The sequence below is a fragment of the Arthrobacter sp. SLBN-83 genome, assembly GCF_006715285.1.
Classification (GTDB): Bacteria; Actinomycetota; Actinomycetes; order Actinomycetales; family Micrococcaceae; genus Arthrobacter.
The window spans coordinates 3,518,090-3,536,429 of record NZ_VFMX01000001.1 but is presented as its reverse complement, the minus strand read 5'-3'; the positions used below and the strand labels follow the sequence as shown (position 1 = coordinate 3,536,429).

The following is an 18,340-nucleotide window of genomic DNA, read 5'->3' as shown; positions in this document are numbered from 1 at the left end:
CAAGCGACGTATAGGAGCTCCCTGTGGACTTCACTCCCGAATCCGGCACCATCACCATGTTTTCCACCACCTGGTGCGGCTACTGCAACCGGCTGAAGAAGCAGCTCGATGCGCAGGGCATCGGCTACAACGAAATCAACATCGAAGAGGTGGAGGGCACCGCGGAGCTCGTGGAGCAGCTGAACGGCGGCAACCGGACCGTTCCCACCGTCCTTTTCCCGGACGGCACCGCAGCCACCAACCCGTCTGCTGCCGAGGTCAAGACCCGCCTGGCCGCCTGATCGGTTACATCCACCTGCGGCGCCCGCCGTACAACTCTTTGCGGGTCATGCCCCCAGGCTGCTGAACGAGGCAGTTTCCAGGGCGGCATGGCCCGCATACGTTTCCAGCAGGGCCTGCTCAACAGCTGCCACGTCCAGGCCGGGCACCAGGTCATTGGCCGCACCGGCGGTGGCAGGGTCCCAGTCCAGGCCCAGTGCCGCGTAGCTGTCCGTGAGGACTTTGCGGATCGGGGCCGAATCCTCCACCACAATGACGGAGCTGAACAGCCATCCGCCGGACACCACCCGCTGGGCAGTTCCCACCAGTTTCACGCGCCGTGAGCCGTCCTTCGGGTCGGTGCCGTGCACGCTGAATTCCCCGGGGCAGTACTCCCCCGGGATCTCGCCCACCGCCGCCTGCACCCCCACGCTTCGAAGCGCCGTCGCAAAGAGTTCGCCAAAGTAGCCGAAGCGCGCCTTGGACCCGGCGACGGCATCGGCGTCCGGTTCGATATGATCCACCACCAGCGTGCCCTGGTGGTAGGCGGCAGCGCGTCCCCCCGCCCTGCGGACCAGGGGTTCAAATCCGTTTTCCCGGCAGGCCCGGGCTGCGGCATCGAAGCCGGGCAGCCGGGTGTCCCGCTGTCCGAACGCCACGGTGGGGGCCGGCCGGTACAGCCGCAGGGTGGGCCCGATCCCGCCACTCCTGGCCCTGGCCAGCAGCTCCAGGCCAAATTCGAGGTCGCGGCCCGCACCAAGGGAGACGTCCTGCCGCACCACGGTGAGCGGGCGGAGTCCGGTGGCGGTGTCTTGCATGGCGAAGCTCCCTGGGCTGTGGCGTCGACGGTTTCGGTGGCGACAGGTTTGATGGCGGCGGCCGGACAGGCCATCCCTAGGGTACGCCCGACGGCGGCACGGGCTTTAACGCCCCCGGCGCCCCACCCACAGCGCGTGCAGCAGCGGCAAGGCCGATGCTGCCATCAGTACATTGCTTAGCGCGAGGTCGTCGACGCGGACGATCGCGCCGGCGAGCAGCAGCGCGCCGAAAACGACGGCGGAGGCCGAGCGGCGCACGGCCCTTTCCAGCCGGGCACCCTGCCGCTCCAGCCGCGGGACGGCCACCTGCAGTGATCCCTCGTCGATCCGTGTGGCCAGGGCGTCCAGCCGGCGGGGCAGGCGGAAGGCCACGGCGGCGGCGTCGACAGCCTGCCGGGCCACATCCTGCACCACGTTGCCGCGCTCGTCCCGCAGCAGCTGCGCCGCGTAGGGTTCCACCGAATCCCACAGGTTGAACCGTTCATCGAGGGCACTGCAGACCCCGGATGTCAGGGACATGGCCCGGATGATCAGCAGGAAGTTTTCCGGCAGCTGGAACGGCAGTGAGCGGACCACGTCGCCGAACTCAACGGCAAAATCGCGGAACTCCCGCGGGTCCACTTCGCGCAACTCGGCAAAGCCCATTCCGCCGAAGCGGGCAAAAAGCTGTGTCATGGCCCGCTCCAGCCCCGCGCTGTCGGCTGACGGCATCAAAACGCCCACATCGTTGATGGCTGCAACAAGTCCCTTGCCGTCGCGTGCGGCGGCGGCGATCAGCAGCTTCCGCAGCCCGCTGCGGGTGGAGGCTGTTACCTCCCCCATCATGCCGAAGTCGATGAACGTCAGTTTCCATGCAAGTTCCCCTGTTCCTGGCGGGACCGGGGTCACGAAGATGTTTCCCGGGTGGGGGTCGGCGTGGAAGAAGCCGTTGGTGAAGAGCTGGTCGAACATGATGGACGCGAACACCGGCGCAACCTCGGCGGGATCGATGCCGGCGGCCCGGAGCGCGCGTACGTCTGTGATCTTGATGGCCGTCACGTCCTCGAGGGTCAGCACGCGGCGGGTGGTCCGCTCCCACACCACGCCCGGAACCTCCACGCGGTCATCGCCGGCGAAGTCCGCGGCGAAACGCTCTGCGTTGACGGCCTCGTGCAGGTAGTCGATTTCCTGGAGGCTGGTCTGGGCGAATTCCTCCACGAGGGCCGGCATGTCGGCCCTGCGCGACACGAGCCGGATGTGGCTGAGCCAGCCGGCCACCTTGCGGAGCGCGGCGAGGTCGACGTCGACTATGGCCCCGATGCCGGGGCGCTGCACTTTCAGGACCACGGCGTCGAGCCCGGTGTCCCCGGCATCAACGGTATTGAGGCGGGCCCGGTGGGCCTGCCCCAGGGATGCAGCGGCGATGGGCGTTTGGTCCAGGGTGGCGAACACGCTTGCCAGGGGTGTCCCCAGTTCCTGTTCCGCCAGGGCAGCGATGGCCGGGAAGGCGACCGGCGGCACCTCGTCCTGCAGCCCCTCCAGCTCCTTGGTGATCTCGGGCGGAAGGACATCGAGCCGGGAGGACAGGAACTGGCCCACCTTGATCATGAGGCCGCCGAGTTCCACGGCCAGATCGTGGAACCGCTGCGCGAATCGGCGCATCCGGCTGGACCGTGTGCGCGAGGAGATCCCGCCGAGTCCTATCCGCGGCAGGAACAGTTCGAACCACCACGTGGCGGCGAGGTTCCGGGCGGCGAAGCGGAGGATGCGCCGGTAGCGCGCCCGGTGCTCGCGCATGGGCAGCGGCGGGTCGGCGGCCTTGTCCTGGACAGTCGACGCCACCCGGGTCAGTCCTGGGCGAGGATGGCGTACAGTCGGCGCCGGGCCTCGTCCAACGCCGCCACCGCCTGCTGCACCTGTTCCGGCGAGCCAATCCGGGCTACCTGGGCTGCCGCCTGGGCCAGCTCAATCCCGGCCTTGGGGAGGGAAGCAACTCCGGTTCCGTACTGGCTGTCCGCCGGATCCCAGGGCGCAGCACCGTGGTGGGCCGCCACTTCCTCCCGGCCAGCTTCGGTGAGGGAGTAGATCTTCCGGCCGTTGGATTCCTCGGCGCTGATTGTTCCTTCATCGGCCAGCAACTGCAGGGTGGGATAGACAGAACCTGCGCTGGGCTTCCAGCTGCCGCCGCTGCGCTCCTCGATTTCACGGATGATCTGGTAACCGTGCATGGGCCGCTCTGCGAGCAGGGCCAGCACGGCCGCCCTCACCTCGCCTTTCCCGGCGCGGGTTCCCACCCGTTTTTCGAACCGGGACCTCAGCTCTTCGACGGCCTGCCACATCCCGTCGAAATTACCGGCCCCGAATCCACTTGTTGGGTATGACGCACGCATGATGAACTCCTTCGTCAATCGCGAACGATATACAACGATACTCAGCGATACAGGAGGGCACCATAGCTGCGGGTCACGTCCTCCGAAGCGTCAGGATCTGTTCCGCGCGGCCAAACGGGCCCTGCCGATCGTGCAGCACAGTGGATGTGAGGCCGATCCCGTCACGGCCGAACGACACAGCGTTGTCCAGCCCCAGCCACTCCCCCTCAGGCCTGCGGTACATGTGGATCTGCAGGTCCAGGTTGGGGAACGCGTAGCTGTCCTTGCCGGGCGGAACCCGGGCGGCGATGCCGTTGGCGGTGTCCACCAGTCCCATGAGCCGCGCGAAATCCCCGCTGTCGGCGTGGTCGGTGAGCGGATGTTCGGTGCGCAGCCATACTTTCCCCGCCCCTGGCCGGTGCCCTTCGGCTACGCGCATCTCGAGGGACCGGATGTAGCCGCCGGGCCAGACGGCGGAGCCGTCATAAGGCTTGCATTCGTCAGGGCCCGGGATGGCGGCGTCCTCGACGGCGGCCACCTCACCGGTGTCGCTGGTCAGCATCCGCCACCCGGTGGCGCGGATCGCTGTCCGGCCGCCGGCCACCAGTTCGGCCTGCACCAGTTCGATGGTCCTGCCGGGCCGCAGCGTGGTGGTATCAATCCTGAACTCCCCACCAGGGATCAGGCCAAGGATCTCGTAGCTGATCCGCGCCATCCGCATGTCTTCGCGCGGCTGGTGCCGTTCCATGAGGTCCGCCAGCAGGCCGGATGCCGGTGCCATGTGCTGTTCATGGACATTCCAGGCCCCCTGGGCGTGGATGGTGGACCGGAACCGGCCCTCTCCCAGGTCCTGGTAGTAAAAGTTGCCCTCGGCGAGTTCGGGCAGGTCTGCGATCAAGGCTGGCCCCTTACGAAACGTTCAGTGAATTGCCACTAACTCTATCCTTCGCGTGAACGCCGCGCCGGGACGGCCGGCGAAATGTTAAAGGATGGGGGCGGCAATCCGACTAGAGTAAGGAACTGGTCCTGTCAGCAACCCTCAAAAGAGGTGTTTCATGCGCGTCATCAGCTACAACCTCCGCAAGCACGCTGCCAGCGGCGAACTCCTCGCCCTGGCACGGAACCATGACATCGATGCGCTGTGCCTCCAGGAAGTGGATGCCAGCGACCTTCCGGAAACCCTGGGCCCCCTTCATCTGGCCGACGCCACCAAGGGCAACCGGCTGGGGCTGGCTATTTATTACCGCACCAGCCGTTTTACTGCCCTGGACACCCAGTCCTTCGCGTTGAAGAAGTCCATGCATGACAGGGTGCTGGCCCCGGCCCACGAGCGGCTGATCGGCACCAGGGTGATGGACAACGAAACGCAGCATGAGCTGGTGATCGGCTCCTTCCATGCAGCCCCGCTCACGGCCTCCAATTCGCTGCGGCGCAAGCAGATCCATGCAGCGCACGCCGAACTGCTGAGCATGGGCAGGGGCCTGATGACCCTGATGGTGGGGGATTTCAACTACCCGTTCTTCACCAAGAACCTTGACATGCACATGAAGAACTCCGGGTACGCCCTGTCCCTCAGCAACAGGCGGACCTACACCCGGTACAAGGTGTTCAAGGGCCACTTCGACTTCGCTACGTCACTGGGCCTGGACATCGCCAGCGTGGAAACGCTGCCGCGCGGCAATTCGGACCACCTGCCCATCCTGGTGACGGCCGAGTACGGCGAAGGCTACTGACAGAAGACGCCGTCCGGCTTTACCAGGGTTCTTCACTCACCAAAGTTCCCCTTTTACCAAAGTTCCCCGGGATCCAGCCGCGCCAGCAGGTCCGGCCAGGCGGCCGCGAAGCCTGGATGCAGCTCCAGGGCCTCCACCTCGGCCACCGGGATCCAGAGCAGCGCAATGCTTTCGGGATCGCTGATGACGGGCTCGAAGGATTCCAGCACCCGCACCACCACGGTGGTGTAGGACCAGTACCCGTGGTCCAGTACCGAGGTGAACAGCACCTCGACGCTCTCCGACGGGACGGCAGCCTCCTCGAAGGCCTCCCGGAGCGCGCCTTCCACCGCTTCTTCGCCCTCATGCAGCGCCCCGCCGGGCAGCCCCCATGTTCCCCCGTTGTGGCTCCAGACGGCGCGGTGCTGCAGGAGCACGCCCTTGGCGGGGTCGTAGGCCAGGACACCGGCGGCGCCGAACCTGCCCCAGTACCGGCCACGGTCCCCTTCCACCCAGGCGTCGCCCGGGTCGCGTGGACCGGAGCGGGGCGGCGGGGTGGAGGATGTGCTGGAGTACGGAAAGTGATCCATTCCCCCAGTCTGACAGGTGGTGCGGCCGGCCGCAGTCCCGCCGCTCCACCCGTCAGGTGTTGTGTGCGCGGTCGACGGCGAAATCGCCGCCGGGATACATGACCGTTTCGTGCCCGTCGTCAAAGCGGACGACATAGGGCGGGCTTCCGCCCTCGCCGCGGACTTCCAGAATCACTCCGTGCCGGTCCGAGGACCCCACTGTCCTTCCGTGCACCACGATGCGGTCGCCTTGGGCTGCCTCCATGGCAATCACCTCCCAGCCCCCAGATTACGACTGCCGCGGGCACGGGAACAGGGCACCATGGCAGGATGCGCATATGCCATTGAACCTTGTCTTCATCGCCGACACCCACGTGCCAAAGCGCGCCAAAGACCTTCCCGGGCTGGTGTGGCGGGCCATCGAAAGCGCCGACGTGGTGTTCCACGCCGGTGACTGGGTGGAGGCCGCGCTGCTGGACGAGTTCGAGCGGCGAAGCAAGCGGCTGCTGGGCGTATATGGCAACAACGACGGCCCGGAGCTGCGCCGGCGGCTTCCCGGGACAACCACCACCACGCTGGACGGTGTCCGGTTTGCGATGGTGCACGAGACAGGGCAGGCAAAGGGCCGCGAACAGCGGTGCGAAGCGCTGTATCCGGAGGCCGATGTCCTGGTGTTCGGGCACAGCCACATCCCCTGGGACACCGTCTCGCCCAGAGGGCTGCGGCTGCTGAATCCGGGCTCGCCCACGGACCGCCGCCGGCAGCCCTCCTGCACGTTCATGGAAGCCGTGGTGGACGACGGGCGGTTGGCGGAGGTCAGGCTGGTGGAAGTGCGGCGGGATTGACGTTGCCAGGCCGAAGGGCCGCTTGGCAGGGCGGGGTTTCATTGCCTAGGCTAGGGAACCGTAAGCATGCTTAGCTTTTTGGGTTCTGCGATTCCCTGAATGCAGGCTGCTTCAGTTTCCGGGGCGACGAACCAGCCCGAGTCCGCACGAACAGGAGGACCACCATGACTGACCAGTACACCTTCCGTAATCCCGTGACTGCCTACGAAAAGATTTCCCCGCCCAAGCAGCACCAGCCCGAGCCGGGCCTGGATGCCGAACTGGCACCCAAGGCCGATCTGGGCGAAGAAACGTACCGCGGAACGGGCCGGCTGGAAGGCCGTCGCGCCATCGTGACCGGCGCGGACTCAGGCATCGGCGCCGCAACGGCCATTGCCTTTGCCAGGGAAGGCGCCGACGTCGTCCTTTCCTACCTGCCCCAGGAAGAGGAGGACGCCTCCCGCATTGCCGGAATCATTGAGGCCGCAGGCCGCAAGGCGGTCAAGGTGCCGGGCGACCTCAAGGATTCGGCGACATGCCGGGAACTGGTGGATACCGCTGTTGCTGTGCTGGGCGGGGTGGACATCCTGGTCAACAACGCCGGGAAGCAGGTGGCCCAGGAAGACCTGCAGGACATCACCGACGAGCAGTTCGACCACACCCTGAAGACCAATGTGTACGCCATGTTCTGGGTGACCAAGGCCGCCGTCCCGCACATGCCGGCCGGGTCGACCATCATCAACACCACCTCGATCCAGGCGTACAACCCGTCCCCCACCCTGGTGGACTATGCCACCACCAAGGCCAGCATCAACAACTTCACCAAGGGGCTGGCGCAGCAACTGGCCCCCAAGGGCATCAGGGTGAACGCCGTGGCCCCGGGCCCGATCTGGACCCCGTTGCAGGTCAGCAGCGGCCAGCCCAAGGAGCAGCTGCCGGAATTCGGGCAGTCCACCCCCCTGGGCCGGGCAGGACAGCCCGCGGAGCTGGCACCCGCCTACGTCTTCCTGGCCTCACCCGAGTCCAGCTATGTGGTGGGCGAGACGCTGAACGTCAACGGCGGAAGCCCCACGCCTTAGCAGGGCCCCCGGCCTGGCTGACCCGTCAACTTGGGGTCAGTCAGCGGCCTGGGCGGCCAGGATTTCGTCGGTGGCAGGATCCGGCTCGCCGTCGAAGAACTGGGCCAGGACGGTCTTGAACACTGTTTCTCCGGGTGCCGCCCGGAGAAACAGTGTCATGGACGACCGGAGCTTTTTGGCATCGATGCCGCCGAAAATGTCCTCGGCGGACTGGTCGGCATGGTTCGCCAGGACCAGCGCGCACTCCAGCAGCCGTGGTCCCAGTACCTCGTGGTCCAGGTAGGCGCGTGCCTCGGCGAGTGACGAGATGGCGTACTTGCGGGACGTTGCGCTCTGCCCCAGGCCGGAGATCTGCGGGAAGACGAACCACATCCAGTGCCCGGATTTCCTGCCGACCTGCAGCTCCCCCAGCGCCTGGTCATAGGTTCCGCCGCTGTTTTGCGCGGCAACAAAACGGTCAAGGTCAAAGTGCTCGTTCATGTGGATCTCCCGGTTTTCGAGGTCAAAGGGGCAAATCGTTTTCGAGAGCCGCTGCCGCTGCCTGAAGCTGCGGATCCGGGTCGTCCCGCCACCTCGCAAGGACCACACCGGCGCGCTGCCGCTCGCGCTCCCCGAGGCCGGACAGCAGCGGCACCAGGACGTCGGCAAGGAGGGGTTTCGCCAGCTCAGCCGCCTGGGCAGAACGCAGGAAGCCTTCCAGCCGGGTCAGGTCCGAGTGCCGGAGCAGGCGCACCCTTGACTGCAACAGCACCACGGCCGCCAACCGGCGCTCAAACACCGGGCGGGAGCCGGGCCTGGGCTGTCCCCACAGGGCGGAGGCAAGCATCACCGTGGCGTCGTGGTCCAGGTCCTTGAATTTGCGCAGCGCATCGCGCACCGTGCCGCGCACCGCTCCGATGGAGGAGCCGTAAGAGTCCATCGCCCAGCCCAGCCGGTTCCCGACGTCGTCCGCCCGGTACCAGGCGCCCTCGTTCTGGAGGGTCCGGTCAACGAACTCCACCGCCGCGGACACCATGTCCGCCGAGCCAGTCATCGTCCCCGGCCCGAAGACGCGTGCAGAATACAGAACGGCGTCCATGGCCGCGCTTCCAGCCTGCCTTCCGCAATGGATTGTCCACACACTGCACAGATGCCATAGGTTCCCCCGGCCAGGCGGGCCAGCGCCGCGTCAATCTGGTCCAGGCCGGCCGAGCTCTGCTTCAGGAGCGCCGAAGCCTGCGAAAGCTCGAAAGCGATGGTGGCCCCTTCGGGATCGTGCTCGTCATCGACATTGGAGTCCTGCCGGGCCGAATTCGCCGCCGCGATGTCAGCCCGCAGCGCCGGCAGCAGCTCCAGCCGCCGCGCCCGCTCCTCTTCGAGCAGCTCCCGGAACCGGTCGAAATCTGGCATGGAAACAGCCTAGCGGTCCGACGGCGGAGTGTCGGAATGGAAACGGCCATTGCGATGAGGGGGCAGCACTGTGACCGCGCGTCCGTATCCGTAGCGTTACCTGTCCTGATGCCCTGGCATTAGACGAGGTCAAACCCGGCCGCCGATAACATCCAAACGTTTGCGGAATTCGAGAGCGGGACCTCGTATGTTATCCAAATGTGACAATGCCGCCGCATGTGGGTTATGGTCTTCAGGTGTCCCTCTCAGTCGGGACATTCCCATCAGTATGCCGAGCCCTGCCGCTGATCATGGGATACAACCGCTCCAGCTGGCAGGGACGGGGGAACCAAGTTTCCGCGGCCACTTGTGGCCTTGGGGTTAAGTCGATAGCGCCTCCGTCCGTTACGGGGTTGCTTCCGGCCGGGTATCTCCAGCCCGAACCCGACAGCTCACCCCGCAGGCATGGGAGAGGCGATCAACCGTGTCAAAAAATTCCACCACTGCCCGTCACCGCGCAACTCCGGCCCGCTCGATTGTTCTCGAGGGCCTCGCCGTGACAGCCAAGTCCCAGGCCCGCTCGCTGGGCCGCCCCGCGCTGGCAGTTGCTGCAGCGTCCGGCATTGCCTTCGGCGTCGGCGCGCCGGCCCACGCCGGTGTCACCGGCCCGGACACCACTGAAAAGACCAACGTGCAGGCCTACTCCGCACCTGCCGCCCCCGTTGCGGCTCCGGCAGCGGCAGCAGGAAGCGTCCACACCGTGGTTTCCGGCGATACCCTCGGTGCCATCGCGTCTGCTTACGGCGTCAGCCTGAACGATGTCCTGTCCGCCAACGGCCTGGCCCTGTCCTCGGTCATCTACCCGGGCGACCAGATCCAGATCCCCGGTGCCGGCTACACCGCGGCACCGGCTCCGGCTCCCGCAGCAGCACCCGTGCAGACTGCAGCCGCCGCTCCGGCCAACACCGGCATGAACATGTCCTACGCCTCGGCCACCCCTGTGTCAGCTCCCACCGGCACGGGCACCGGCGCTGCCATCCTGGCAAACGCCTACGGCCAGCTGGGCATCAAGCAGGACTGCACCGCCATGGTTGAGAAGGCGCTGCGCTCGGTGGGCAAGTCCGTCGGCGATCTTGCCCCCACCCAGTTCTTCCAGTACGGCACCATGGTAAGCGCTCCTGCTCCCGGCGACCTGATCATCACCTCCGGCCACGTGGGCGTTTACGCCGGCAACGGCCAGGTTGTCAGCGGCGGCGTGAACGGCTACGACACCCAGGTGCACTCCATCAGCTGGCTCGGCGGCTACTCCGCGGTCCGCGTCGCCTAATCTTCGCGCAACCGCGCAGGCATAAAAAGAAAGGGCGGCAGCCGGTAAAACCGGCTGCCGCCCTTTTCCGCATCCGCCCTTCGCATCTGCAGCTGTCAGGTCCCGCAGAAGGTCATGTAGTTGCCGAAGTCTTCAGGGGCGCCTTCCGCGTAGCGTTCAAGCCCGGGCCGTTCGGTAAAGGGGTCGCTGACTGCCTCCAGCAGTTGCTGCAAGGGGGACAGGTTTCCGCCCGTGGCAGCGGCCAACGCCTCCTCCACGAGGTGGTTCCTGGGGATGTACGCCGGGTTGACGCTGTCCATCAGCTCCGCGTCCGGTTTCAGTGCCTGCCACCGCTCTGCCCAGGAATCAAACGCAGCCAAATCAAGGACCATGCCGCGCACCGGACGAAGGTCGCCCCGGGCCGCCTTGCCAAGGTTACGGAAGAAGAGGGTGTAATCCACGGGTCCGTCCTTCAGGATGGCAATGGTGCCGTCCACCAGCGCGGACATGGTTTCCCCGTCACTCTCCCCGCTGCCGAGGCCGAGTTTGGCATTCATCCCGCTGGTCCATGCCCTGCTGTATTGCCCCCGGAACCGGCCCAGCACCTCCACCGCCGGGGCAACCGCCTGCTCCTGGTCTTCGTGGATAAGCGGCAGCATCGCCTCCGCCAGCCGGGCAAGGTTCCACTCGGCCAGAACCGGCTGGTTGGCGTAGGCGTAGCGGCCACTGACGTCGATCGAACTGTAGACGGCGGCGGGATTGAACGCGTCCATGAACGCGCAGGGGCCGTAATCGATGGTTTCCCCTGAGATGGTCATGTTGTCCGTATTCATGACCCCGTGGACGAATCCCACCAGCATCCAGCGGGCCACCAGTTCCGCCTGGGCGGAGACGACCAAGGCGAACAGTTCGAGGTAGGGGTTGTCGGCGCCGGCGGCGTGGGGGTAGTGCCTGCTGATGGCGTGGTCCGCCAACCGCTTCAGGAGCTCCATGTTTTCCGTGGCACGCGCGTACTGGAAGCTGCCCACGCGAAGATGGCTGCTTGCCACCCGGGCCAGGACGGCGCCCGGCAGCATATCGTCGCGCCGGACCTGGCGGCCCGTTCCCACGACGGCGAGCGAACGGGTGGTGGGAATGTGCAGGGCGTACATGGCCTCGCTGACGAGGTATTCGCGCAGCATCGGCCCGACGACGGCCCGGCCGTCCCCCGCCCGGGCGAAAGGCGTGCGTCCCGAGCCTTTGAGGTGGATGTCAAGGAGGCGTCCGTTGCGGTCCGTGACCTCGCCCAGCAGAAGCGCCCGCCCATCACCGAGCAGCGGCGAGTATCCGCCGAACTGGTGGCCGGCGTACGCCTGCGCCACCGGGGTGGCGCCAGGAGGAACGTGATTTCCCACCAGGAGCCGCACGCCTTCGGGACTGCGCAGGTACTCCGGGTCCAGGCCCAGGTCACGCGCCAGCTTCTCATTGAGGACAAGGAGGCCGGGGCTGGGGGCTTCCTCGGCCTGCCAGGGAACAGCGAGTTCCGACAGTTCACGCGCGAAGCGGCCGTCAAAAGCCACCGTGGATTCAGCTGCTGCCGTCATGGTTTAACCCTATCGCCGTCTATCGCCGTCATAATGGTCCGCTGTTTCCCGCACCTGGTGCCGCCGCGGGGGAACGGCTATGCGCTGCAGGTCATGGGCTGCGATGACCGTGGTCCCTGCAGCGCGTGCCTGCGCTTGTTCCGCAAGCAGGGACATGTCGTCGCCGTACCGTGCGGAAAAGTGGGTGAGCACCAGCGTGCGGGACTTTCCGGACGCCGCCAGCTCCCCTGCCTGCCCGGCGGTCAGGTGCAGGTATTGCTGCGCCAGCTCACCGTCGTCGTTGCGGAATGTCGACTCGGTGACCAGCAGGTCCGTGCCCTCGGCCAGTTCCTCCGCGCCGACGCACGGCGCGGTGTCCATGATGAACGCGAAGCGCTGGCCGGGCCTGGGAATGCTTACGTCCTCCAGCGCGACTGCGCCGAGGGAGCCTTGGCGCTGCAGCCGGCCCACGTCAGGCCCTTCGATTCCTGCCGTCCGGAGCCGTTCCGGAAGGAAGGTACGGCCGTCAGGCTCGGTGAGCAGATATCCGTACGTCTCGATGCGGTGCCTAAGGGGCCGGATCTCCAGGCCGTCAGCCACGGGTCCGGCGCCGGAGTGCGGATGGAGCCGCAGGTCGATGCCGGGCGAACTGACAGCCACGAGGGCCTGGACAATCTGCTCCCCGGAGGCCGGATAGTGAAGGTGAACGGGGTGAGCAGCACCGTCCAGGGCCATTCGGGACAGGACTCCCGGCAGGCCGTAGCAGTGGTCTCCGTGCACATGCGTGAGGCAGATCCTGGTGATCTGGCTTGCCGCCACGCCGGCATGGACCATTTGGCGCTGGGTGCCCTCGCCGGGGTCGAACAAGAGTCCTTCGCCATCCCAGCGCAGGAAGTAGCCGTTGTGGTTCCGTGTACGGGTGGGAACCTGGGAAGCCGTGCCCAGCACCACGAATTCACGCACCGGGGGCGTCTGCCGGCTCCGCGTGCAGCCCTTTGGCATATGCTGCCTGGCCGAGGTGCTGGAGGCAGTCCCCCAGTATGCTGATTAGCCGCACTCCGAGGGTTACGGGCGGGTCCCAATGTTTGTCGACCACGCGGTCCAGGTCCGGATCGCTGATGTCCCGCAGGACCTTGGCGGTCTGCCGGTGGACCGCCTCGTAGTAATCCTGCAGAAGCTCGCGGGGCGCTTTGACGGCGTCCACCTGTTCGCTGGTGTGGCCGTAGCCCGTGTCGCGTTCCGCCAAGGGCAGCCCGAAACGGGAAGCAAAGCCTTCTGCCGTCCAAACCTGCTCCAGCCCGGAGGCGGAGGCCACCTGCGCATCTTCCACCCGGCCCGTATGCCATATCAGCCAGCCAATGGAATTGCCGTTACCGGCAGGACGGCGCTGCAGGTCCGCCTCGTCCAGCCCTTCCAGTGCCTGGCGGACGAGTGACGGGAGCCGGTCGAAGGCCTCAAGCAACAGTTCCTTGGATTGCATCTCTCTCCCTTCCCAACTGTCCGGGTCCTGGGCCCGGACCCTTAGGCCGCTAGCGCTCCAGGTCGTCCGGCTCGAATTGGCTGAGCGGCGAGCCGCCGAAGTTTTCCTCATCGTCGCTGGCGTCCGCTTCAGGGCCTGTTGGGTTTTCGCCGAAATCGACGTCGGCCGCAGCCTCCCCCAGGGTGGGCGTGCCCGGGGGCACCTGCTCATCGCCGGAGCGGTAGCGGGCCTGCGCGCTTTCGTCCCGCAGCGTCTGCTCGCTCAGGAAGTCCTCTTCTTCTCCCGAGACGGCCTCATTCTGCAAGAGGGGGTCTTCCTGCCAGCGTTCCGGATTGTTCTCCGCAGCGCCCGGGTAGTTGTCGGGTTCCCCCATCACAGGGTCCAGTTCCAGCGACGATGCCGCGCCGGGAGTTTCGTCGAGAAGCACATCGTCCTCCTCCACGACTTCCAGCTCATCGTCAGGGACGTTCTGCTCAGTCATGGTGATGCCTTTCCTGTTGCCGTTCAGCGGACATTAGTAAGCATACTGACGAACTGGCGTGGATGTGAACCGTCATGGGTAAGGAACAGGCAAATGGGGAAGAAAACGTGATGGCCAGCAAGGAGATTTTGCATGGAACCCAATATGTCCCCCGACGGGCCCGCGGCACAGCCGTCCCGGCCCCAGTCCTTCGCCGCCCGGATGTCCCTCCTGTGGACCGACGGATTGGGCCGGGCCGGCATCCGCGCCATCCAGGCACTTTCCGTCCTGGCCCTTGCCTGGGTGGCGGTGACGGCCGCCATCCGCGTCCCGCTGGTCACCATCCCGGTACTCGTCGCGTTGATCCTGGCGTCAGCGATGGCTCCTGCCGTCCGCTGGCTCGCGGCACGGGGCTGGCCCCGCGCCCTGGCGGTACTGTCTTCCTTCCTGGTGATCCTGGCGATGGCGGCCGGAGTAGTGGGTGGAATCATCGCCCTGGTACGGCAGCAGGCCTCCGTCCTGGCTGCCCGGGCAGAAGCAGGCATTAGCCAGCTTCAGCAATTCATCACCACTGGCCCCGTGGCCCTGACCAGTGACCAAATCGACGCAGCCCGCGGCGAGTTCCAGAAGTTCCTGACTGGAGGAAGCCTGGGGGCCGACGCGCTGACGGGCCTGCGAACGGCCGGGGAGATTGTGGCAGGTTCAGTCCTGACAGCCGTGATCCTGTTCTTTTTCCTCAAAGACGGCGAGAAGATCCGGGGCCTCCTGATCGGGTTCCTCCCCGGGACCCGCCAAGGCAAGGCACATTTGGCGGCCGAACGCAGCATCGTGGTGCTGGGCGGCTACGTCCGGGGGACACTCATCATCGCAGCCATTGACGCCGTGATTGTCCTTGCCGGACTCCTGATCCTGCGGGTTCCGTTGGCGGTCCCCCTTGCCGCGGTGGTCTTCCTGGGCGGCTTCATTCCGATTATCGGCGCAACCACCGCCGGCAGCCTGGCGGTGCTGGTGGCCCTGGTGGAGAACGGACCGGTTCCCGCGCTGGTGGTCCTGGTGATCCTGGTTGCTGCCAACCAACTGGAACACCACCTCCTCCAGCCCCTCTTCATGGGCCGGGTCCTGAGGATCCACGGGCTGGTGATCATCCTGGCACTGGCCGCGGGGGCAACGCTGGCCGGCGTCATCGGTGCGCTGCTGGCCGTGCCGCTGACCGCCGTCGGCTGGACCATCTACAGGACGCTGGCCGAAAGGGACACACCCGGCCCGGAGCCTATTGCTCCGGCAGCGCCCGGGGCGTAAAGCGCCCCTGAACAGCGCTTCCGTGACTTTCGGCCCTAGAGAGCCGATGGGACCCGGGCCAGTCTTGAATGGCAGTAGCCAGTTCACCGACAGGCAGGAAGTGCGGCCATGACATCCCGGAAACCCATAGCTGTGGGCACCAACGACTCAGCACAAAGCCGGGCCGCCGTCGTGTGGGCCGCCCGCCGCGCCCACCGTGCGAACCTGCCACTGGTAATCCTCCATGTGGTGGACGACAGGTGGGTTGCCGAACCCTATCCGTGGTTTGGAACGCTTCAGCAGGCCGGGGAGGAACTGCTGAAGACAGCCGCCGGACGCCTCGAAGGAACGGTTACGGTCACCCCTGAAACGGAGTTGTTGACCGGCAGCGTGGGCGGGTCCCTTGCCAAGTACTCCAAGAGGACCTCGATGATGGTCATCGGTTCGGGCAGCGGGCACTTCGGCGGCACCCTTGCCGACCGCGCGCTCCAGGTGGCCACGGCCGCCAAGGTCCCTGTCGCCGTCGTCGGAACACAGGATCTCGAAGGCAGGTCCGGAGTGGTGGTGGGCGTTGACGGGTCCCCGGAATCCACCCAGGCGGTCGCCTTCGCGGCCGCGGAGGCAGACCGCGAAGGCGACGAACTCACGGTCGTTTACGCCGTTGATGTGCCGGATCCCATCATCGACGCCGGCTTGTCGCCCGCGGCCATGGCAGAGCTTATCGCCGACGAGGAACGCGTGGTGCTCTCCGAGGCAGTGGCAGGACTCAAGGAAGACTACCCGGACTTGATTGTGCACCAGCGGCTTGAAACCGAACGCGGAGCGGTTGCCGCCCTTGTCGAGGCCGCCGCCGGGGCGAGGCTGCTGGTGGTGGGCAGCCGGGGCAAGGGCGCCTTCAAGCGCCTCCTGCTCGGGTCCACCGCGCACGGCGTCCTGAAGCACCTTCCGTGCCCCGTGATCATCACCCGGACCGACGCTGCCAACGCTGTGTAGGCTGCACCGCCTTTGCTGGCCTTGCTGCCGGCACCCTGTATTCCGTGCGCGGAAGGTTTTGACCCCATGAAAAAGCCCGCTGCCATCATCATGCTGATCCTCGGGATCCTCATCACGCTCCCTGGCTTGGCTGCACTGGCAGGCGGTGCCGTGGCGTCAGCAGTGGGAACCATCCAGGGCGACGGCTATCTGACGTCCGGTACGTCACGCTTTTCCGTCAATTCCTTTGCGCTCACCTCGCCCCGGGCCGATGCAATCGGCGAGGACGTTCCCGGCAGGCTGCCCTTTGACATCGGCACGCTGCGGCTGCGGGCTGAATCAGTGACCCCGGACAAGCCGGTGTTCATTGGCATCGGTCCGCAGGCCGACGTGGAGCAGTACCTGTCAGGCGTGCACCACTCGGAGCTGCTGAACATCCGGCAGCAGCCCTTCCGTGCGGACTACCGGGACGTGCCGGGCGGCAATCCGGCGTCGCCCCCGGCGGACCAGCGCTTTTGGACTGCCTCCGCTTCCGGTTCCGGGCAGCAGGAGCTCACCTGGAACATCGCGCCCGGTACCTGGGAAGTAGTGGTGATGAACGCCGACGCCTCCCAAGGGGTGGATGTGCGGCTGCAGGCAGGCTTCCACTCGGACCTGTTCCAGCCGGCAGCCACGGGCCTGCTGGTGGGCGGGATCATTGCCTTGGTGATCGGCATCCCCCTCATCATCTTTGGGGCGTCCGGCCTCGGCCGGCACGCCGCGCCGCCCCCTGCCGGACCTCCGTACGGCGGACCCCCTTCCGGCGGCCCGCCGTACGGCACACCGCCCTACGGCGGCCCCCAAACGGGCGGGCCGGCCACAGGTGCCGGATATCCCCCGCCGGTGACGGGAGCACCACCGGCACCCGGGGCCGCGCCGCCCTCGGGGCCCTTGGCCCCGGTACCAGGCGGTCCCGGCTACTTGGCCCCGGTACCAGGCGGTCCCGGCTATCCCGCAAGGCTTTTCGGTGAGCTGGATCCCGCCCTGTCACGGTGGATGTGGCTGGTGAAATGGTTCCTCGCCATCCCGCATTTCATCCTTCTCTTCTTCCTCTGGTTCGCTTTCGTCATCACGACCATCGTGGCCGGGTTCGGCATCCTGTTCACCGGCCGCTACCCGCGGGCCCTGTTCGACTTCAATGTAGGCGTCATGCGGTGGAACTGGCGGGTGGCGTTCTACGCCTACGCCGCCGTCGGCACGGATCTGTATCCTCCGTTCACGCTCAGGCGCACCAATTACCCCGCCGACTTTGACGTGGACTACCCCGAGCGGCTGTCCCGCGGGCTGGTCCTGGTGAAATGGTGGCTTCTCTCGATCCCGCACCTGCTGGTTATCGGCGCGTTTACCAACACCACGTGGCGCTGGCGGGCGGACAACAACTTTGGCGGAACAACCTATGTACAGGAGGCAGGACCGTCCCTGCTGGGGGTGCTGGTCCTGATCGCGGCAGTTATCCTGCTGTTCACCGGCCGCTACCAGCGCCCACTGTTCGATTTCATCCTCGGCGTCGACCGCTGGATCTACCGGGTCCTGGCGTATACCGCATTGATGCGGGACGAATATCCGCCGTTCCGGCTGGACCAGGGCGCCACCGAACCTGAATGGCCCGGACCGGCCATTCCACCGGCCGGTACGCCACCGGCCGCTATGCCACCCGCCGGGGCGCAATGACCTTCGGCCCTAGCCCAGGCCTGCACATGCAGGCATGATGGGCGTGACAGCGTGGGCAACCCTGCCGGGCCGGACCTAGGGAGCGAAATGAGCATTGCCGGGGCACCAATCGCCAGGATCGTAGTGGGCGTTGACGGTTCGGAGCCGTCCGTGGAGGCGCTCCGCCAGGCGCAGCGGCTCGCCATTCCGCTGGGCGCCAAGGTCCAGGCGGTGGCGTGCTGGGAGTACCCGCAGATGTACAGCGGCTACGTCATGATGGGGATCGAGGGCTTCGAGGAGGGTGCCAAGAAGGTCCTGGACGAGGCCGTGGCGCAGGCGTTCGGAGCGGAGACGCCGGCAAATGTCACCTCCACGCTGGTCCGGAGCCACCCCCGCGAAGCGCTGATCGATGCCAGCCGCGACGCCGACATGATCGTGGTGGGCCGCCGAGGGCACGGCGGATTCGGCGGCCTGCTCCTGGGCTCCGTCAGCTCCGCCATCGTGGCCCACGCCCACTGCCCCGTCCTGGTGGTGCACACACCGGAGGAGCACTCCGAAGGTTCCGGGAACAGCTGACCGGCACAGCTACAGGGCAGGCAATTAACGTCCGGGGCGGG

Annotated in this window: 22 protein-coding genes and 1 riboswitch; of the genes, 9 read left to right on the top strand and 13 right to left on the bottom strand. The window is 66.6% G+C overall.

The genetic code is table 11. From position 1 onward, the window contains the following. Positions 1-23: 23 nt before the first annotated feature. Complete coding sequence (locus FBY30_RS16600) at positions 24-281, top strand: mycoredoxin (protein ID WP_050054887.1); 258 nt, start codon at positions 24-26, stop codon at positions 279-281. 45 nt (positions 282-326) lie between these two features. Here FBY30_RS16600 and FBY30_RS16595 read toward each other — a convergent pair whose 3' ends face one another. From FBY30_RS16595 to FBY30_RS16580, 4 genes are all read right to left on the bottom strand, one after another. Continuing rightward, positions 327-1,076 (bottom strand): lipoate--protein ligase family protein, encoded by a 750-nt coding sequence (locus tag FBY30_RS16595; RefSeq protein ID WP_142133707.1) that lies wholly within the window; start codon positions 1,074-1,076, stop codon positions 327-329. 105 nt (positions 1,077-1,181) lie between these two features. Beyond that, the gene (locus FBY30_RS16590; RefSeq protein WP_142135370.1) at positions 1,182-2,852 is read right to left on the bottom strand and encodes an ABC1 kinase family protein; all 1,671 of its coding nucleotides are present in this window, start codon (positions 2,850-2,852) and stop codon (positions 1,182-1,184) included. Between the two features lie 50 nt (positions 2,853-2,902). Next, on the bottom strand, positions 2,903-3,445 hold the full coding sequence (locus FBY30_RS16585) for a PadR family transcriptional regulator (RefSeq protein WP_142133706.1): 543 nt from the start codon (positions 3,443-3,445) through the stop codon (positions 2,903-2,905). Positions 3,446-3,518: 73 nt separating this feature from the next. Continuing rightward, the gene (locus FBY30_RS16580; RefSeq protein WP_142133705.1) at positions 3,519-4,322 is read right to left on the bottom strand and encodes a thioesterase family protein; all 804 of its coding nucleotides are present in this window, start codon (positions 4,320-4,322) and stop codon (positions 3,519-3,521) included. Between the two features lie 157 nt (positions 4,323-4,479). Here FBY30_RS16580 and FBY30_RS16575 point away from each other — a divergent pair, with 157 nt between their 5' ends. Then, complete coding sequence (locus FBY30_RS16575; RefSeq protein WP_142133704.1) at positions 4,480-5,157, top strand: endonuclease/exonuclease/phosphatase family protein; 678 nt, start codon at positions 4,480-4,482, stop codon at positions 5,155-5,157. Between the two features lie 53 nt (positions 5,158-5,210). On the opposite strand, the gene FBY30_RS16570 is transcribed toward FBY30_RS16575, so the two are convergent. After that, positions 5,211-5,726 carry an NUDIX domain-containing protein gene (locus FBY30_RS16570; RefSeq protein WP_142133703.1) on the bottom strand — a complete coding sequence of 172 codons (516 nt, stop codon included), beginning with the start codon at positions 5,724-5,726 and terminating at the stop codon, positions 5,211-5,213. A 52-nt stretch (positions 5,727-5,778) separates the two neighbouring features. Continuing rightward, entirely contained in the window at positions 5,779-5,970 is a 192-nt protein-coding gene (locus FBY30_RS16565) for a DUF1918 domain-containing protein (protein WP_142133702.1), read from the bottom strand. Positions 5,971-6,043: 73 nt separating this feature from the next. Here FBY30_RS16565 and FBY30_RS16560 point away from each other — a divergent pair, with 73 nt between their 5' ends. Then, the gene (locus FBY30_RS16560; RefSeq protein ID WP_200830710.1) at positions 6,044-6,550 is read left to right on the top strand and encodes a metallophosphoesterase family protein; all 507 of its coding nucleotides are present in this window, start codon (positions 6,044-6,046) and stop codon (positions 6,548-6,550) included. 164 nt (positions 6,551-6,714) lie between these two features. Further along, positions 6,715-7,608 carry a glucose 1-dehydrogenase gene (locus tag FBY30_RS16555; RefSeq protein WP_142133701.1) on the top strand — a complete coding sequence of 298 codons (894 nt, stop codon included), beginning with the start codon at positions 6,715-6,717 and terminating at the stop codon, positions 7,606-7,608. A 36-nt stretch (positions 7,609-7,644) separates the two neighbouring features. On the opposite strand, the gene FBY30_RS16550 is transcribed toward FBY30_RS16555, so the two are convergent. Genes FBY30_RS16550 through FBY30_RS16540 form a run of 3 tightly spaced genes read right to left on the bottom strand, consistent with a single transcriptional unit; the run spans position 7,645 to position 8,997 of the window. Further along, complete coding sequence (locus FBY30_RS16550) at positions 7,645-8,088, bottom strand: DUF1810 domain-containing protein (RefSeq protein ID WP_142133700.1); 444 nt, start codon at positions 8,086-8,088, stop codon at positions 7,645-7,647. 22 nt (positions 8,089-8,110) lie between these two features. Further along, the gene (locus tag FBY30_RS16545) at positions 8,111-8,641 is read right to left on the bottom strand and encodes a DNA alkylation repair protein (RefSeq protein ID WP_142135365.1); all 531 of its coding nucleotides are present in this window, start codon (positions 8,639-8,641) and stop codon (positions 8,111-8,113) included. Further along, a complete protein-coding gene (locus tag FBY30_RS16540) occupies positions 8,638-8,997 on the bottom strand; it encodes a TraR/DksA family transcriptional regulator (protein WP_142133699.1) in 360 nt (119 codons plus the stop codon). Before FBY30_RS16540 ends, FBY30_RS16545 begins: the two co-directional genes overlap by 4 nt. Before the next feature lie 289 nt (positions 8,998-9,286). Further along, positions 9,287-9,457: riboswitch (cyclic di-AMP (ydaO/yuaA leader) on the top strand. Between the two features lie 3 nt (positions 9,458-9,460). Here FBY30_RS16540 and FBY30_RS16535 point away from each other — a divergent pair. Next, complete coding sequence (locus FBY30_RS16535) at positions 9,461-10,303, top strand: LysM peptidoglycan-binding domain-containing protein (protein WP_142133698.1); 843 nt, start codon at positions 9,461-9,463, stop codon at positions 10,301-10,303. Between the two features lie 95 nt (positions 10,304-10,398). Here the strand turns inward: FBY30_RS16535 and FBY30_RS16530 are convergent, their stop codons facing one another. Genes FBY30_RS16530 through FBY30_RS16515 form a run of 4 tightly spaced genes read right to left on the bottom strand, consistent with a single transcriptional unit; the run spans position 10,399 to position 13,805 of the window. Further along, the gene (locus tag FBY30_RS16530) at positions 10,399-11,865 is read right to left on the bottom strand and encodes a protein adenylyltransferase SelO (protein ID WP_142133697.1); all 1,467 of its coding nucleotides are present in this window, start codon (positions 11,863-11,865) and stop codon (positions 10,399-10,401) included. 9 nt (positions 11,866-11,874) lie between these two features. Further along, positions 11,875-12,807, bottom strand: coding sequence for a ribonuclease Z (locus FBY30_RS16525; protein ID WP_142133696.1), 933 nt, complete (start codon positions 12,805-12,807; stop codon positions 11,875-11,877). Beyond that, the gene (locus FBY30_RS16520) at positions 12,800-13,324 is read right to left on the bottom strand and encodes a mycothiol transferase (RefSeq protein ID WP_142133695.1); all 525 of its coding nucleotides are present in this window, start codon (positions 13,322-13,324) and stop codon (positions 12,800-12,802) included. Before FBY30_RS16520 ends, FBY30_RS16525 begins: the two co-directional genes overlap by 8 nt. Positions 13,325-13,373: 49 nt before the next feature. Then, a complete protein-coding gene (locus FBY30_RS16515) occupies positions 13,374-13,805 on the bottom strand; it encodes a hypothetical protein (protein ID WP_142133694.1) in 432 nt (143 codons plus the stop codon). A 132-nt stretch (positions 13,806-13,937) separates the two neighbouring features. On the opposite strand from FBY30_RS16515, the gene FBY30_RS16510 reads away from it, so the two are divergent. The 4 genes from FBY30_RS16510 to FBY30_RS16495 all read left to right on the top strand — a co-directional run bounded on the left by FBY30_RS16510 (position 13,938) and on the right by FBY30_RS16495 (position 18,299). Continuing rightward, positions 13,938-15,083 (top strand): AI-2E family transporter, encoded by a 1,146-nt coding sequence (locus FBY30_RS16510; protein ID WP_235009467.1) that lies wholly within the window; start codon positions 13,938-13,940, stop codon positions 15,081-15,083. 108 nt (positions 15,084-15,191) lie between these two features. Next, on the top strand, positions 15,192-16,055 hold the full coding sequence (locus FBY30_RS16505) for a universal stress protein (protein WP_142133693.1): 864 nt from the start codon (positions 15,192-15,194) through the stop codon (positions 16,053-16,055). A gap of 66 nt (positions 16,056-16,121) precedes the next feature. Beyond that, complete coding sequence (locus FBY30_RS16500; RefSeq protein WP_142133692.1) at positions 16,122-17,744, top strand: DUF4389 domain-containing protein; 1,623 nt, start codon at positions 16,122-16,124, stop codon at positions 17,742-17,744. An 87-nt stretch (positions 17,745-17,831) separates the two neighbouring features. Then, positions 17,832-18,299, top strand: a complete 468-nt coding sequence (locus FBY30_RS16495) for a universal stress protein (RefSeq protein ID WP_142133691.1) — start codon at positions 17,832-17,834, stop codon at positions 18,297-18,299. Positions 18,300-18,340: the final 41 nt, after the last annotated feature.